Source organism: Bacteroidales bacterium, from assembly GCA_013141385.1.
Taxonomy (GTDB): Bacteria; Bacteroidota; Bacteroidia; order Bacteroidales; family Tenuifilaceae; genus UBA8529.
Genome location: JABFRB010000021.1, coordinates 22,284 through 39,430, shown reverse-complemented (window position 1 = coordinate 39,430; position 17,147 = coordinate 22,284). Strand labels below are relative to the sequence as shown.

The window sequence follows — 17,147 nt, the reverse complement described above, 5'->3', positions numbered from 1 at the left end:
ATATTTTTTGGTTGAATAGTAATTGTAATTAAAAGATGTTTTACAATACTGACCAAACTCATACTTTTCGACAGAATTAGTAAATATTGTAGAGTTAAATACCTTAGTAAACAGCTACTATTCATGTTTTAAATCAATTATTTCTTTGAATAATCCCACATTGATTTTATTACTAGATCTTTAAAATCTCCACCTGTCATTTTCACTCGATATTCTTTTTCAGGAAGCATGTTGAAATAGTTATTATCAACATTAAATGATGGTAATGTGGATGATAGCTGAACGTAAAAAGCAGGATGATTGCAGGCAAGTATTAGATTATTTTCGCTATCCATTTTAACTTTTATTTCTGGGTCTATTAACTTAAGATTTCCCTGCTTACAATAAAAAGAATAGGTGTTGAATTGTTCTCCATCTTTTGATTCAAATTCTGCATAGACAAAAGTATTGCTAGAATCAGCTATATTGAATTCATTAGCAACCTTTAATATTTGTGCGGATATATTTGGTTTAACAATTGCAGGATTTATCCATCTTTTTAGGATATCACCATTAGTATTATATACAAGGACTTTTAACTCTCCTTCGGTTGGCGTTTGATTGTCGGAAACAGTGTTAGCGGCTATTTCCTCATTGTTAATATTTAGTGATATGAGAATCGGCCTATATACATCTCTAATCGTGTATTGTACGGCTTTCCATCTTCCATAAAAATCAATTCCTGACCATGAAACAGCAGGCCAACAATCGTTCATCTGCCAGTAGAGTGTACCCATACAGTAAGGCATAGAAACTCTGTGAGATTCAATCGCTGTGCGATACCCGATGGACTGAACCACCTGACTAAAATAAATAGTATCCTCTAAAGTCTTAGGATAAAACCCCGTGTATTGCATGTACTTTGAGATTGTTTGATATCCGACAGGATGCTTCTGATGGCTTAATAGCTCTAATGAATCTGGAAAAGTCTTTCCATCCTTAGAAAATGAAAGTACTGTACGAGCATCTGGAAAACCTTGAAATCCATATTCAGACATAAATCGAGGGATCTTTGTTTTAAATACGCTAAAGGGTTCTAAACCCCACCAAACACCCCAGTAATGGGAATCTCCGCTTTTCATGCTTTCCTTTCGACCCCAACCAAATTGAGGAGAGGAGGGCCAATAGAATTTTTCGGGATCGTAGTTCTTTACGATGGTTGGTAGCAGTTCATTAAATAAACTATTATATCCACTCCAAATTGATTTGGTGGCATTTTGGATGGTATCAACCTGTTTAATCCATCCCCAATTGTGCCATCCTTCGTCGATTTCGTTATTCCCGCACCATAGGGCTACACACGGAAACCCCCGTAATCGCTGTACCTGTTCCGTAGCCTCCAGCCTAACATTCTTTAAAAACAAACTATCCCAAGGATACATTGAGCAGGCAAACATAAAATCCTGCCACACAAGAATTCCTTTTTTACTGCACGCTTCATAAAAGGCATCGGGGGGATAAATACCGCCGCCCCAAACCCTAAGCATATTCATGTTACAGCGTTGAGCATTTTCAGCAAGAGCAATCCACTCATTATCTCTTACCGCAGATATTAGAGAATTTGGCGGAACAATATTCGCTCCCTTAGAAAACAAGGGCTTGTTATTTACTTTTATGTAAAATGATGAACCTATACTATCGGGCTTAGTAACAATTTCTAATTTTCTTAATCCTAGCAATTTATCAATAACTATTAGTTTTCCATCACGATTCAATACCCGGCAACTAAGCGAATATTGGTACTGAGAACCCATTCCATTTGGCCACCAAAGTTTTGGATTACTGATTTTGAATTTTGTTTGGATTTGGGTTTTACCCTTCTGAACATCTGCTTTCTGTTCTATTATGCTTGTGCGAGAATTATTATCGATAATTTCGACGGAAATCTGCTGTTTCTTTGGGGAATTAACCTCAAAAATTGCTTCTATATCCGCCTTAGATTCATTAAGCTCCGCTATTTTAAAGTAAAAGTTTTCGATATAGAAATCTGGTTTAGTTCGGAGATAAACTTTCTTCCATATTCCACATGTTTTAAGTGTTGGTGCCCAGTCCCAACCAAAATTATATGCAGGTTTGCGGATGTAAGCCCAATCACCTCCTGGTAGCCTGTAAGGAAGTTTTGTAGCTTGCTCTTCTACCTGTTTTTGTGCCGATTTGAATATTATCTTTAAGAAATTTCCCCCGTTTTTTACATAGTTACTACAGTTTACCTTCCACGATCTAAACATGTTATCAGCGGTAAGGATAAGGGAGTCGTTAAGATAAACCTTAGCGTAGGTGTCGAGACCTTTAAATTCGAGTTCGGTTTCGCTCCTAAGAAACATATCACTGTTGATAGTGAATTGTGTTTGATATTCCCAATCGCACTCATCTACCCATTTTAACTTCGAATTATTGCAGCCCACATAAGGATCTGGAATTAGCTTATTGGCTAATAAATCGGAGTAAATATTCCCGGGGACTGTTGCTGGTAACCACTTTTCGATAGTATTCGCTTTTCTAAACTTCCATCCTGAAGTTAAAAGCATAACCCCCTCCTGAGCAATGGATGTCCTTAAGGTCAGAAGTAATAAAGCTATTATAAATACAAATCTTTTATTCCATTTTATTTCCATCCTTTAGCAGGTTAATCATGTCTAATGTTAAGGCAGATAGTGGAAGTTCCATCTCTGCAACGGGAGATTTTAATCTATTAATTTGAACTTTAAGCATATCGCTTTCAATTTCATCAACTTTAATACCTGAATTGAGTTGAATAAGCAGTTTACGGGTAATGGAGGCCAACTCCATTAGATTATCGGATAACGGCACAACCTCATTTAAAGCAATATTGTTGGCTGATAATGAATTAAATAACGCTTGGTTATTAACCCACTTTTCGAGCAAATCCAACATTTGGGAATAAGACTCTTTATTTTTTGTCTTTTTATAATCATTGAACAATAACCTGAAACGCACAACATCAGGAGCATCGGACAAGGCAGCATCAACAGGCCTTGATAGTGGATACTCAGTTGTATAAGGTTTGCTTCCATGTCGTTTATAACCTTTTAGGGATTCTGATGCGTCAAGAAGAACTTTTAAGGGTTCGATGTTATAGCCATTACAAAGACGCCTCATCATAACATCCCTGCATTTGATATGTTCAATACCAGCATCTTCAAGCCTAAGGTTCACAACATCTAATCTTCGGTACATGTCATCAACATCGTTAATATCTCCCGGAGACCAAAATCTTTCGGCAATAGCGGCAGTTCTAGGCCAAATTCTTGAGTCGATATTTTCAGTATTCACCAATTCAGCCCACATGGTTGCTTCGCCCCCGAGTATTCTACTCTGTTCAGTTGGTGACAATTTGCTATCCTTTGGTAAAGGGTCGTTTAGATAATGCTCCGATGCGTGCTTGAATAAATCGATATAGTAACCATTAGATAAAATACTTTGGTATCCCTTTTTAGCAGCATCTTCCATAGCCTCACGCCCTCTCCATGAATGAATTACAATGCTATTGGGAAGCGATGGCTGAAAAATTTCGTCCCAACCAATCATCTTCTTACCATTCTTTTTAAGGATTTCTAAGATTTTTAGGTTGAAATAGGCTTGTAATTCATGGTTGCTCTTAATCCCGTTCTTCTTCATGAATGCCTGAATATTCGGATTTTTGTTCCATTGAACACCATTGTTTTCATCTCCTCCTATATGCATATACTCATCGGGAAAGAGGTGTGACATTTCCTTGAAGAACTTATCAAAAAACTTATAGGTTTCCTTCTTCGTTGGATCTATGGTAGGATCAAAAACGCCAAAAAACTTTTCTACTTTATAAGAACAGCTTGCTGATGCCAATTCAGGATATCCAACCATCCATGCGGTAGCATGTCCAGGGATATCAAATTCGGGCATTACCCGAATACCCCTTTCGTTTGCATAGCTAATCACATCTTTAATTTGCTCCTGAGTATAATATTCTCCATTAGAGCCCATTAGATGTAATTTTGGGCATGCTTTACTTTCAACCCTAAAACCCTGATCTTCGCTCAGATGCCAATGCAATACATTTAGCTTAACCATTGACATTGCATCAATATTGCGCTTAATCACTTCAACTGGGATAAAATGCCGGCAACCATCAATCATCAGCCCACGCCAAGCGAAGCGGGGTTTGTCATTGATCTCCAATTGCTGAAAATAAAATGATTCTTTATTTCTTTCGAGCAGTTGAAGTAATGTTTGCAGACAATGCATTGCTCCAAGTTCCGTTTGGGATGTTATTAGTATCTTATTATTATCAATTTTCAACGTATACGATTCATCCTCACCTAATTTTACAATACCGGGACGACTAATTTTAATTACCATACTTGCATCTACAGGAGATACTAGCACAGAGTCACGGTCAAAGGGGATAGTTGTTCGTTTGCTAAGTTGTTGAATAAATCTCACTAGGTTGGGGTGAAATCGTTTATTCGGGTTTCCTTCTACCCCTATCTTTAAGTTTTTGTCAACCACAAATTGTCCTTCAACAATTTTTATCTCAGCAGGCCAAGGCATGAGGTTTAGGGTTTGTGCATACCCGCTTTTTAGTAAAATGATTGCTACTATTAGATAAAAGTATTTTTTGCCCATGTTTGATTTTTCTTTATATGCATATCCGCTATATTACCTATAAGCAAAACACACTCCTTTGTCATTCCGAGCGAAGTCCTGGAATCTAGTTAAGGAGATGGATTCCTGCATTCGCAGGAATGACAATTTGGATTATTTATTCTTCATTCTTCATTTGGTATTATTACGGACAATCATATTTCTTTATTTTAACATCCCTTCTAAAATCTATAGTTTGCTCAAAGCAAAAGCGTAAGCACCAACGGAAACAGCTTGGCTTGTTCCAAGTCGTGAAAGGCCAATGCCTATTCGTTTCATAGGATCGTAATCAATCGTTTTGTCACTAAATGGTACTTTGATTTTGGTTAAACCGCCCATAGTCATGGCTTTTTTACCTTCTTTATCCTCAAGGTTGAATGCCTTCATTTCCAGTCGATCCACTTTGTCGCCGTTTAAGGTACAAATTTTCCCGTTTAGCACATTAAACATTGATGGAGAAAAGTATTTCCATGCATTTGACAAACCACCTCCAATTACAATAATGGAATCGGTAAGTGTAACAGCGTTTGCCAAAGCATCGCCAACAACAGTTCCAAGTTCCTCAAAGGCTTTTAAGGCGGCTATTTTATTGCCTTCTAGTTTACCATCAGCAATATCAAAGATACCCTTTGGAGATAAATCTGAAATATCTTTTGAGTGCTGCTTATACACCTGCTTAACCGCTCGGATACTCACACTTTCCTCTGCAAAGGCATTGTTATTTATGTAATTTCGCATTAGCCATATTTCAGCAGCAGCCGAATTATCCCCAATGTATAGCTGTTTGTTATAAACTAAACCTGCACCAAACCCAGTACCCAATGTTACTCCTAAAAGATTTCGATATTGTTTTGGACTACCTGCCTGTGTAAGCATTGCGTTTACTTGCGGGAGTAGGCCTGCAATAGCCTCTCCGAATGCAAAGAGATCACCATCGTTATTTATAAATACAGGCAAACCAAATATCTTCGATAGCATTGGCCCCAGTGCGACTCCACCACGAAATGCTGGGAGGTTTCCCAAATCACCAATAATGCCATTCGGATAGTCCGCTGGTCCAGGAAAGGCAAAGCTTATGGCAACAGGTTTCTCTTTTAGATTTTTTTCAACCTCTTTAAATCCTGCAATAATTGAGTTTAGGCATTTATCAAGATTATCCGCGTTGCTTGGAAGTGTTATTGGGTTTACTATACTCTTTAACCCTTGAATTGCCGAGAAAACAAAGTTTGTACCCCCAGCATCAAGGGTCATTACTATACGTTTATCATTATGATAATTCATTCTTTTATCGTCTTTTAAAAATATATTAAACTGTTTTTATGGTAACTTTTTTATTCCCTTTTAGGGATAGGAAAACTAAGTAAGCAAAGCAAATTGCAGGCACAATAAAGGATACTGTTTTCATATTCATATCAACCATTTTACTCATTACGAAAGGAACTAAAGCTCCCCCAGAAATTGCCATGCACATAAGACCGCTTAATTCATTTGCTGCTTCGGGTTTTTCCTCAACTGTTATAGAGAATAGCAAAGGCCAAATATTTGCAAAACCTAAACCTCCAATTATAACCCCTACAATTGCTAAAGTTGGAGATCCGAGCATTAGAAATAAAATGCCAATTAATCCCAATAAGGTTGAAATACGGAAAAAGTTTTTAGGGTTTAATATCGTTAAAGTTGCTCCACCAATTATACGCCCAATGGTGAGCAAGAGGAAGAATAGTGGAGCTCCAAATTGGGTTGCTTTATCTGGAGTCATTCCAATTGTTTTATTTAGAGGAAGTAGGAATCGCGCCATACAGACTTCAGCGCCTACATAAAGGAATATGCCAACAACTGCCATCAAAAAAACAGGTTTATTAAGAAGACCAAGACTTGAACTAAAACTTGGTGGAACATCTACTTTAGTCTCTTCTACCTTAATGAAAAGAACAGAGATAAATGTTAGTACCATCAAAATAAAAAATACTGGAAATGCTGCTCGCCATCCTAAATCTTTAAATATTACAAATGTAGCAACGGCTGTAACAAGGTAAGTAGAAACAGTGCTCCCGATTCCTTTAATACCCTGAGCAAATGCTAGATTGCGACTGTATGCACCTTGAAGGCTTACATCACGCATAATTGGATTTCCAGAGACCTGAAGAAAGGTAGTACCAATGCCTAATATTAAAATGCAACAACAAAGAAGCGGATAGCTGGGATCAACTAAAGTGGGAATCAAAAGAGCAATTGCATTTAATCCTAATCCAAGAAGAAGAAGTTTCTTTTTCCCAATGCGTGCTGCAAGTAGACCTCCCGGTACGCTAAATACTGCGAATGCTATGAATACAAAGAATGGCAAAAGGGTTGCCATTACATCGTTGATCTGATACTGATTTTTAACGGCATCGGACATTGGACCCATTGCATCTGCAATACCCATTGTTAGGAAAGCAAGGAAAATAGGAAGCGTTTTACTATTCATAGCTATGCGTTTTAGGATGAATTATCTATTTTTTATTGTTGATTCCCTTACTACAAAATCAATAGGAAGGTATATAGGGTTTTCCATTAATTTATTCTGATCGTTTCTAATCCAGCCCATTAAAGTATTGAAGGCTACACTGCTAATATCATCAATAGGCTGTGATACTGCTGTTACCGATGGGTTCATAAAACTGAAATAGGGCACATCATCGAAGCTAACCAAGCCAATATTCTTGGGTACATCAATATTGTGCTTGCGTAAGACTTGTAAACAGGCGGTTGCTAGATTATTATTTAAAGCAAAAATGCAATCGGATAATTGGTTATTATTTAGCAACTTTTCAATTTCATCTTCAACGCCTTTAAATGGGTTATCAAATGGAATATTCACAACAATAGGGTTAATGGAGTGAAGTTTCATCTCATCAATAAAACCTTCACGTCTTTCACGAATAGTGTAAACATGTACCGGGTCAATTGCTAATACCAAGGGTCTTTTATACCCCTGTTCCAATAAATGTAATGCAGCCTGCTTTGCTCCATCACGATTTCGAACAACAACAGCAGGTACATTTAAGCCATCAAAATACCTGTCGATCAGAACAACAGGAAACCCTTCGGCTCTTAATCGGTTGAATTCAATTGGATTATTCTGAGATGATGATATGATTAGCCCATCAACCTGCTTCTCGCGGAGTAGTTTAATCAAACGCAACTCCCGCTCAATATCTTCATCGGTACTACAGGTAATTAGGTTGTAACCGTTTTCCTCGGCAAGATCTTCGAGATTCCTAGCAATTCGTGAGTAAAATCCATTTGCAATATCAGAAACTATAAGCCCCAGAGTAAAAGACTTCCCAAGCCTTAATCCACGGGCAAAGTGGTTCGGTTTGTAGTTTAATTCCTTGGCTTTAGTCAATACTTTTTGCTTCGTTTTAGCCGATATCCCATGCTTTGCATCCTTATTATTCAACACAAGCGAAACCAACGACCGTGAAACACCAAGGCTTATGGCAATATCATCCAGCGAAATGCGTTTTTTCTTCATTCCAATCTTAAAGGAACAAATGTAAAAAAGATTTACTAAAACGATTTAGGTGATTTCAAGAAACTTTCTGCAATTCCAATAACTAATTTAACATGAGTTCGATGCAAATATAACACATTGATTATGAGCGTAGTATTAAATTGTTGCTTTGTCATGCTGAACGAAGTGAAGCATCTGGTCTTTAGATAATTAGATCCTTTGCTTCGCTCAGAACCGAGCTTGCGAGTTCGGCGCAGCCAATGACACCTTACATCGAACTCACGTTAATTTAGGTTTATGCTATTGAACCTATAAGGCGGTAATTAAAAAAGAAAGGCTCAACAAAAAGCCGAGCCTAACCTATTTTCACAACATACGACAATCGAAAAACCTTAACCTTCTATTGTTAAATAATGCGAGTTCTAAATAAGGAACTATATTGCAAAGTTGAGAATTCAAGATATTACACATTGTTGATTTTGCATTTATGCAAAATCGTCAACCTCCGTGTACTCTGTGCTTCTCAGCATCAATAAGCATCATTATGGCAAGTTTGTAGCCTATTAAAACAACCATTTTGTTGAATCCAGAACATAAACTCTCTGTGTTAAAACATATATCGAACTCTCGTTAAATAAGAATTACTCCTTGTAATTGGATCAGAATTTCTTTCTGGAAGTAAATATCTACGAATAAATATTTGCCTTTTCGTTATATGCAAAGCCAAAAACATTAGGACAAACCTTACGACACATATTGCATGAATAAACATAATCTCCTTTAGCTGTTTTACCTGATGAGAATCCACGGCATTTAAATTGATTAACATCACTTTCAGATATTGCTCCACTAGGACATTTGGTTATACATAGATGACAGTTTGCCTTACAGCTTTCTACTTCCATTATTGCATCGGGTTCGAGCACTGCATCGGTAAGAACCGCTCCCAGCTTCATTAAACTCCCAACTTGCGGGTTATATAACAAATGGTTTTTACCAAACACTCCAATTCCACATTTATAGCCAATATGCTTTAGGGATACTAAACCTTTTCCAGTTCTGCTTTCCGAATCCCAATACTCATAGGGTTCCGATGGTACAATAACGGCACTAAACCCATGAGATTCTATCAGCAACATTAATTCCAAAGCAATTCTATTTGTTTCCTGCAAAACAATTTGTTCTACTACTGTGTACGGAATGTTAGTAGACAAGTCCAAAGAACTTTTGGGTATTTGCTTTGCAAATGCAATTACGGATTGTGTTTGTGGGTATAGATCTAAAGGTCCGAAACCTTTTGGCGCATCATTAAACCTATTTATTGGTGCAACGCCACATATTTTGGCTCCATTTAAGTTTGCGTGTTTTTTTATATCATTCGAATTCATAAGTAATTTTTCTACAATATTAGTGCTTAATTATCAACGATAAAAGCGAATTTTCTTCATGATATTGATTAAAAAATTTTATCGATATACTGAATTATCGATCAAATATTTTGATTTATATTGTAAAAAATTTCTTTATGGAAATAAAACATCTACGGCTGGTCAAAAACATTGTTGAGCTGGGGAGTATAGCAAAATCAAAAGACAAACTTTGCTTAACTCAATCGGCTCTAAGCTATCAACTTAAGGAGGCAGAAATGCAGGCTGGAACAACTCTGTTTGTTAGGTCGAATAAGAAGCTTATTTTAACCGCAGCAGGAGAACTCGTATATAAATCGGCAGCGGATATTCTTGCAAGAATAGATGAGCTAGATAGGGGAATCCGCGAGATTTCAAGAGGTGAGAAAGGTATCATTCGAATTTGTACCGCATGTTTTACCTATTACTACTGGTTTCCTGCTCTTGTGAAAAAATTCAGTGAATTACATCCTCAAGTAGATATTAAGATTTACCCAGAATACACTCAGGAATCTATTCAAAAATTACAAAGCCACGATCTTGATGCTGTTATCATAAACAGGCCAGAACCATGTAAGAATATACGTTTCTTCGAAATTATGAACGATGAAATGGTGGCAATTGTTCCTCCTAATCATGAGTTTGCAAAGAGAAAATTTATCAGGCCTACCGATTTTGAGGGGAAAAACCTTATTATTTTTTCAAAGCCGGTGGATACGGTTTTTGTATATTCTAAGGTACTCCGACCCAATGGCATTAAGCTTAGCCGTATTTATGAGGTGCCAATGACTGAGGCCATGATAGAAATGGTGGCATCAAATATAGGCATTGCTGTGATTCCATCTTGGATTGCAAAACCCTATGTTGAATTGGGAAAGATTGCCACGGTAAGGGTTACATCTAAAGGGTTGTACCGAAGTTTAGGGTTAGCTTTTCTTGAAAAAGCAAATTATCCAATATACTATAAAACGCTTATAGAGTTCCTAAAGGAAAACCTTGTAGATACAGCAGCAAACTAAGTTTGCCTATAGCAAAGTTGACCTGAACCTTGCAACCTAAATCACAGTTTGACAAGTCTTTAACCATTTCATATATTTTTAACAAAAATATCTTTTAGGAAACCAGCCATTCCATAATTTTATCGGGAAACCGAGCTGAATACGCATTAACTCTAATGTAATTCCATTGCTTCAATAAAATAAATTACTGATATATAGATTAATACATTGTTTCCTAAATCGAACTAATGTAATATTATGAAATGGAATAAATGGTTCAACTTTTTATTTGGAAGGGAATTAAAAGAGGCTGTCTAATTTTGCTTAGGCAGCCTCTTTGTGTATCGCAATTTGCGATTATGGTTTAGTTTTCAGGCAAGAAGAAGGGAGCTAAGGTCACCTTTGCGTTGGCACCTGCACCATTATAATTGGTATAGGTTGTATATTTCATAATAGTATAGAAGGAGTCCACATAGTCATCGTTATCGGTTAACCAATCGGCGGGCATTGCATTAACAATGGCTGATGCTAATGTACCAAGAGCATTAATCCAAGGCTGTGCCGAGATCGTTCCAGCAACAGTTGTAACTCCATTAATAATAATCACTATAAGTTGTTGATAGTTGTAATTAGAATCTAGTTCATAGAGTTGAATGTTAGCTCCTTGATAGCTATAGTCGGGCCAGAATAGCAAAAGTTGGTTAGGGTAATAGTCTGTAGCATCATAGTCAAGGTAAGGCATGTCAATAATAGCAACTTGAGCCGACTTAACACCGCTAACATCGCGAAGACCTGAGGTTATAGCATAAACCTCGGCAGCACCCTTCACCCAAGGCTCCTGATCGTTATTAAGCCTAATCTTATTCAACTTAGTAGTCTCAATACCAGCTTTAGCACTACTAACTCTGTTTTTGAGAAGGTCTGGTGATTGCAAACCAGCTTTCTGTAAAGCTTTATTCATATAGTCCACCTTAACCTTCATGGCTGCAGCACCGTTTGTTTCAAGTACAATAACTCTAACATTTGGTTCGGTCTTTACATCCAAATACACAACCTCTTTTTTCAGGTTGTAGGCCTTAATGTTTTTCCAGCTCTTTTCATTACCATCTGGTACATAAGTAACCAATATCTCGCTCGACCCAGTTTTTACTTTAGGTTGGTAGAGCCATAACTCAGGAATCTCAATACATCCTGTTTTTTCCGACAATTTGTTTACCTCATTAGTACTAGCAACATAACCCCGAAGTGTCTGAATGGCTTGCTCGTTATCTGAAGTCTGCTTCAAATTGCTAACGATGTAGTCCAGTTTTTGGCCTAGTGGGTTGCTTGTAAGTTCCCCAAGAATTGATTCATTATTGATTTGTTGGTTCAACAAATCAACCATTGCGAGAGCGGCTTTATCCTTGGTACTTAAAACCTCTTTCTCTGGGTTTACCATTTGTAGTTCCTGCTTTTGGCAGCCAACTAATCCTAGGAATACAATTCCAAGGGCGAAATAGAACATTTTTAGATTTTTCATCGGATATAATTTTTAAGAGTTTGAATTATCAAGTTAGAGTAATTATAATCATAAGTAAATAGTCATAAAAAAAATCAATAAAAAAATAGAATAAATCTTTACAATAAAATATTATTAATTAGAACAAAGGTGTTTAATTATAGGGTAATATATCGATTAGTGGGTGCAACAACCCTTTTATCAGGTTTATTTTCTAAATAACCGAATTTCATATTTTTTTAGAATTCTTATTAAGAAAGTATTTAAATATTAATTGCGCCTTAATTGACTCCTTTTAAAGTTCTAAAATTGCCCTTTAACTGCCCTCTGTTTTACTGGGGATTATTCAAATAAAAGTCTGAAGGACTTATAGCATTAGCATCCACTGATAAATGGACAAACACTAAAATTTGTCGTAAAAAAATAAGCATACAATACGAAAGGCTCTAATACTCAAAATAAGGCCCTAAAAGAAATGCAAACAGTTTCTAAGTATTAGCTATATTTGATTCAAAGTTTGATCCCTCATTAAGTACTTTATAAATGCCTATAAATCATGAAAAAATCAATTATTTTCATACTGCTGTTCCCTTTAATTTTAGGAACTATATTCGCTCAGCAGAAGCACATAAAATCTAAAGTTGTGAGTGCAACCGTTTACACTCAAGGCGCACAAATTACAAGGGTTGCTAAGATGAACCTTGAAAAGGGGGAGAATAAAGTGGTTTTCACTAATCTTCCTCCAAATCTCGATGAATCATCAATTCAAATTAGCTGTTCCGATGCAACTATAGTTTCTGTTTCAAGCCAAAAAAACATGCTTGATTCACTTTCACAAAACCCTGATTTCATTAGATTACAAACAAGAAAAAAAGATATTGAAAAGAAGATTACGCTTGAAAAAGCTCTACTGCAAACAATTGACTTGGAAAAAGATGTTCTTGTTTCGAATAAAAAATTGATAGGTGATCAAGGTGTAAAACTTGAAGACCTAAAAAATTCCCTTGTGTATTTCCGAGCCAGATTCGAAGAGTTGGAGCGGAATCGGGTTGATAAAATCGAACTCATCGCTAATATTGAAGGGGATTTGCGAAAATTAAATGAACAATTACAAAATCTATCGGCTCAGAAGGTTATGAATACTAGTGAAATACTTGTTACATTCATGACTGATAAGCCTATAGCCACAAACGCTAAAATAAAGTACTTTGCTATAGAAGCAGGCTGGTATCCAACTTATGATATAAGGGTGAATAGCATTAATGCACCTTTGAGCATTACCAATAAAGCAAATGTTTACCAAACAACGGGTGAGGATTGGAGTAAGGTTAAACTCTCCGTTTCCTCTGGAAATCCAACATCTGGATCCACTGCACCTACAATTTTTCCTTGGTATGTTGACATTATTCAACCATATCTCAATTATTCTGTTCGAGGAAATGCAGCGGTAGCTAAAAAAGAAAAAGTATTCGAGGAGGCTGAGGTTTCAATGGCTTACAAGGATGATGCAATGTTAGACAAGCCAATGCCCGTTTCAGTATCCGAAAGTCAAACCAATTTCACATTTAATATTGATATCCTCTACGATATTCCATCGAAACAGCAGCCGGTTACTGCAATTCTTCAAACGCCAACAGTTAAAGCAACCTATCAGTATACCACAACTCCAAAATTATCAGAGTATGCCTACTTAATTGCCAATATGACTGAATGGCAAGGATTAAACCTCCTTTACGGTGAGGCAAACCTATATTTTGAAAACAACTTTGTTGGTTCTACAACGCTTAATACCAAAGCCTTTGGCGATACATTAAAGTTATCGTTGGGTAAAGATGAAAGTGTTGCTGTAAAACGAACCAAAGCAAAATTTTTTAAAGAAAAGAATTTCATCGGTTCTAAAGTTACCGAAACCCGAAGTTGGGAGATAACCATAACAAATGGTAAAAAACAAGATGTTGAAATTGAAATTGAAGATCAGATCCCTGTTTCAACAAATGAAAAAGTTAAGGTAAAACTTTTAGATCAAGGTGGTTCAAGTTATAATTCTTCCATTGGTCAGTTGAAATGGATTTTAAGCATTAAATCTCTAGAAACTAAAAAATTACAGTTCTCCTATTCTGTCGAATATCCTAAGGAAAATCAAATTTCTTTGGAATAGCCCGTCATGTAAAAATAAGACTCTTTTTACATGCCTTTTTTCATTGTAAAAGGTTTAAGAATCGATCATATTTTGAATAATCTTATTTTCTTATCTATTATTTTACACTATTGACGTAAATCACCTTTTCAATAGATAAATAGCATAAAAAGCCTGATTCACTAGTGTCATAAGGGATTACAGGGTTAGTTACTTTGTATTTTCTTATGACATTGGTGTATAATAACAACTTTGATAGCCGAGGGTAATTGCAGCCTAACGAAGATTGTGTATCTTTGTCCAAGAATAAAAAATCATTTCCCTTTTGAATTAGGAAATTAATCTATTCAAAATTTTATTTAACACAAATACCTCTATTTTATGGCATCTGGACAAGAATTAGTACGCATTGGTGTCTTTTATGATGGCAACTACTTTCTTCATGTTAGCAACTACTATAACTACTTTCACACAAGACGTAAAAGGCTTAATATAGCTGGGCTGCATGAGTTTATTAGAAATATGATTGCTCGTGAAGAGGATGTTGATTCTAAGTACTGTCAGGTGATTGAAGCTCATTATTTCCGTGGAAGAATTAGTGCACAAGAGGCAAGTCAAAGAGGAAATCAGCTATATAACGACCGTGTATTTGATGATATATTAATGTCCGAAGGTGTAGTAACGCACTACCTACCTATCCGTACCCGTGGTGGTAAAAAGGATGATAAAGGGATTGATGTTTGGTTAGCCCTCGAAGCTTTTGAACAAGCTTTCTACAAACGTTTTAACGTACTTGTTCTAATTACCTCCGATGGGGATTATGTTCCGCTTATTCGCAAACTGAATTCAATTGGAGCAAAGGTTATGGTTTTAAGTTGGGACTTTGACTATACCGATGATATGGGTCGTGAGGTGGTTACTCGTACATCACAGGATTTAATCCGGGAGGTTACGTTTCCTGTAGCAATGCATGAGGTTATTAATCATGGTCTAAAAATCAATGATAAACTTATTGTTAACCTATTTGCACAACAGGATTATAGCCAGCCTAAGCAACAACCCGCAGAGTTAGATGATGACTCCATAAAACAAGGTGCTGCAATGAATATGAATAACGGGTATGGCTTTGTTCAATTCCCACCAAATAATCTTTTCTTCCATTATCTTGATGTTACGGAGGGCGATTTTAACGAGATTCATGATGGTGATATTGTAGAGTTCACTGTTGAAAAGAATGATAAAGGGCAAGATGTTGCTAAAAATGTAAAAAAGGTTGTAACTGAAGTTCAAGACGACCCTAACGCTTGGTAAACTATTATCAGAAATAATACTATTAATGGAGAATGGCATCATTCTCCATTTTTTGTTTTCAATATTTCTTTCAACTGACACTTTCATTGACACTTTTTTTTACTTTTGTGCGTGACTGAATCTATTATTGAATATCATTATGGAAAATCTTTTGAATATCTACAACACCTTAACCAGGAAGAAAGAAGAGTTTAAACCAATCAGCCCAAAACATGTTGGTCTTTATGTTTGTGGGCCCACTGTATATAGTGATGTGCATTTGGGAAACTGCCGGACTTTTATCTCATTCGATTTAATATATAGATATTTACTTTATTTAGGGTATAAAGTACGATATGTTCGCAATATCACCGATGCTGGACATCTTGAAGGCGATAGGGATGAAGGGGATGATAAGTTTGCAAAAAAAGCAAAATTAGAACAGCTGGAGCCAATGGAAATCGTGCACAAATATACGCTTGGTTTTCACGATGTAATGCGAACATTTAACACGTTACCCCCAACCATTGAACCAACAGCAACAGGTCATATCTGCGAGCAGATTGAGATGGTTAAACAGATTATTGAGAATGGATATGCCTACGAGATTAATGGTACAGTTTATTTTGATGTAGAAAAATACAGCAAAGAATATTCATACGGACAATTAACTAACCGAAAACTCGAAGAATTACTTGAAGGAACTCGTGAACTTGGCGGGCAGGACGAAAAACATGGACGACTTGATTTTGCTTTATGGATTGCTGCAAAACCTGAAACGCTTATGAAATGGCCATCTCCCTGGGGTTGGGGTTTCCCTGGTTGGCATATTGAATGCTCAGCAATGGGAAGAAAATATTTAGGAGATAATTTTGATATTCATGGTGGGGGTATGGATTTACAAGCTACTCACCACACAAATGAAATAGCCCAATCGCAGGCATGTAACCACACAGCACCTGTAAATTATTGGATGCACACAAATATGCTTACTGTGAATGGGGTAAGAATGTCGAAAACTGCTGGAAACGGATTTTTACCCAATGAGCTATTTACAGGTAACCATCCTTTACTTGAGAAGGGCTATTCCCCAATGGCAGTACGATTTTTCATGCTACAGTCCCATTATCGAAGCACGTTGGATTTTTCAAACGAGGCTTTACAGGCATCCGAAAAAGGGCTTCAAAGATTAATGACAGCTAATCGATTTATCGATAAAATTAAACCTTCAGATAAGTCCACTGTTGATATTAACGATATAAATAGGGCGTTTGATGCGCTTAACGATGATTTTAATAGTTCAATTGCCATTGCTGTTTTATTTGATTGGGTTCGTAATATCAACCTGTTTGCCGAAAATAAGGAAACTATATCCGAAACAGATCTTAATACATTACGAAAGACCTTCAGGGCAATTACTTTTGATATCCTCGGTTTAAAAGATGAACAAAACGAAGGTTCTAAGCAGGGCGAACTGACAGGTAAACTTATTGATATGCTCTTGAATATGCGTCTTGAAGCCAAAGCGAATAAGGATTTTGCAACTTCGGATAAAATCAGGAATGAAATCACTCAAATGGGTGTTACTGTTCGCGATCGCAAAGATGGGTTTGATTGGGAGATAGCTTAGACCTGATTT

Annotated in this window: 11 protein-coding genes; 4 read left to right on the top strand and 7 right to left on the bottom strand. The window is 36.6% G+C overall.

Annotated features, from left to right (window positions below; translation table 11 throughout):
- Positions 1-137: 137 nt before the first annotated feature.
- From HOO91_13125 to HOO91_13100, 6 genes are all read right to left on the bottom strand, one after another.
- Positions 138-2,654, bottom strand: coding sequence for a glycoside hydrolase family 2 protein (locus HOO91_13125; GenBank protein NOU18492.1), 2,517 nt, complete (start codon positions 2,652-2,654; stop codon positions 138-140).
- Positions 2,635-4,665, bottom strand: a complete 2,031-nt coding sequence (locus HOO91_13120) for a family 20 glycosylhydrolase (protein NOU18491.1) — start codon at positions 4,663-4,665, stop codon at positions 2,635-2,637. Before HOO91_13120 ends, HOO91_13125 begins: the two co-directional genes overlap by 20 nt.
- 207 nt (positions 4,666-4,872) lie before the next feature.
- Complete coding sequence (locus HOO91_13115) at positions 4,873-5,964, bottom strand: ROK family protein (GenBank protein NOU18490.1); 1,092 nt, start codon at positions 5,962-5,964, stop codon at positions 4,873-4,875.
- Positions 5,965-5,989: 25 nt separating this feature from the next.
- Complete coding sequence (locus tag HOO91_13110) at positions 5,990-7,150, bottom strand: MFS transporter (protein NOU18489.1); 1,161 nt, start codon at positions 7,148-7,150, stop codon at positions 5,990-5,992.
- 21 nt (positions 7,151-7,171) lie between these two features.
- Positions 7,172-8,200, bottom strand: coding sequence for a LacI family DNA-binding transcriptional regulator (locus HOO91_13105; protein NOU18488.1), 1,029 nt, complete (start codon positions 8,198-8,200; stop codon positions 7,172-7,174).
- Positions 8,201-8,865: 665 nt separating this feature from the next.
- Positions 8,866-9,567 (bottom strand): epoxyqueuosine reductase, encoded by a 702-nt coding sequence (locus HOO91_13100; GenBank protein ID NOU18487.1) that lies wholly within the window; start codon positions 9,565-9,567, stop codon positions 8,866-8,868.
- Between the two features lie 137 nt (positions 9,568-9,704).
- Between HOO91_13100 and HOO91_13095 the strand changes: the two genes are divergently transcribed.
- The gene (locus HOO91_13095; GenBank protein NOU18486.1) at positions 9,705-10,604 is read left to right on the top strand and encodes a LysR family transcriptional regulator; all 900 of its coding nucleotides are present in this window, start codon (positions 9,705-9,707) and stop codon (positions 10,602-10,604) included.
- Between the two features lie 343 nt (positions 10,605-10,947).
- Here HOO91_13095 and HOO91_13090 read toward each other — a convergent pair whose 3' ends face one another.
- Entirely contained in the window at positions 10,948-12,102 is a 1,155-nt protein-coding gene (locus tag HOO91_13090; GenBank protein NOU18485.1) for a DUF3103 family protein, read from the bottom strand.
- A 535-nt stretch (positions 12,103-12,637) separates the two neighbouring features.
- Between HOO91_13090 and HOO91_13085 the strand changes: the two genes are divergently transcribed.
- The 3 genes from HOO91_13085 (at position 12,638) to HOO91_13075 (ending at position 17,138) form a co-directional block, all read left to right on the top strand.
- Positions 12,638-14,239 carry a DUF4139 domain-containing protein gene (locus HOO91_13085; protein NOU18484.1) on the top strand — a complete coding sequence of 534 codons (1,602 nt, stop codon included), beginning with the start codon at positions 12,638-12,640 and terminating at the stop codon, positions 14,237-14,239.
- A 360-nt stretch (positions 14,240-14,599) separates the two neighbouring features.
- Positions 14,600-15,529 (top strand): NYN domain-containing protein, encoded by a 930-nt coding sequence (locus HOO91_13080; GenBank protein NOU18483.1) that lies wholly within the window; start codon positions 14,600-14,602, stop codon positions 15,527-15,529.
- 139 nt (positions 15,530-15,668) lie between these two features.
- A complete protein-coding gene (locus tag HOO91_13075; GenBank protein ID NOU18482.1) occupies positions 15,669-17,138 on the top strand; it encodes a cysteine--tRNA ligase in 1,470 nt (489 codons plus the stop codon).
- Positions 17,139-17,147: the final 9 nt, after the last annotated feature.

Excerpts from the sequence above, each read along its gene's own strand:
- HOO91_13125 (NOU18492.1), bottom strand. The coding sequence starts at position 2,654 with ATGGAAATAAAATGGAATAAAAGATTTGTATTTATAATAGCTTTATTA.
- HOO91_13120 (NOU18491.1), bottom strand. The coding sequence starts at position 4,665 with ATGGGCAAAAAATACTTTTATCTAATAGTAGCAATCATTTTACTAAAA.
- HOO91_13115 (NOU18490.1), bottom strand. The coding sequence starts at position 5,964 with ATGAATTATCATAATGATAAACGTATAGTAATGACCCTTGATGCTGGG.
- HOO91_13110 (NOU18489.1), bottom strand. The coding sequence starts at position 7,150 with ATGAATAGTAAAACGCTTCCTATTTTCCTTGCTTTCCTAACAATGGGT.
- HOO91_13105 (NOU18488.1), bottom strand. The coding sequence starts at position 8,200 with ATGAAGAAAAAACGCATTTCGCTGGATGATATTGCCATAAGCCTTGGT.
- HOO91_13100 (NOU18487.1), bottom strand. The coding sequence starts at position 9,567 with ATGAATTCGAATGATATAAAAAAACACGCAAACTTAAATGGAGCCAAA.
- HOO91_13095 (NOU18486.1), top strand. The coding sequence starts at position 9,705 with ATGGAAATAAAACATCTACGGCTGGTCAAAAACATTGTTGAGCTGGGG.
- HOO91_13090 (NOU18485.1), bottom strand. The coding sequence starts at position 12,102 with ATGAAAAATCTAAAAATGTTCTATTTCGCCCTTGGAATTGTATTCCTA.
- HOO91_13085 (NOU18484.1), top strand. The coding sequence starts at position 12,638 with ATGAAAAAATCAATTATTTTCATACTGCTGTTCCCTTTAATTTTAGGA.
- HOO91_13080 (NOU18483.1), top strand. The coding sequence starts at position 14,600 with ATGGCATCTGGACAAGAATTAGTACGCATTGGTGTCTTTTATGATGGC.
- HOO91_13075 (NOU18482.1), top strand. The coding sequence starts at position 15,669 with ATGGAAAATCTTTTGAATATCTACAACACCTTAACCAGGAAGAAAGAA.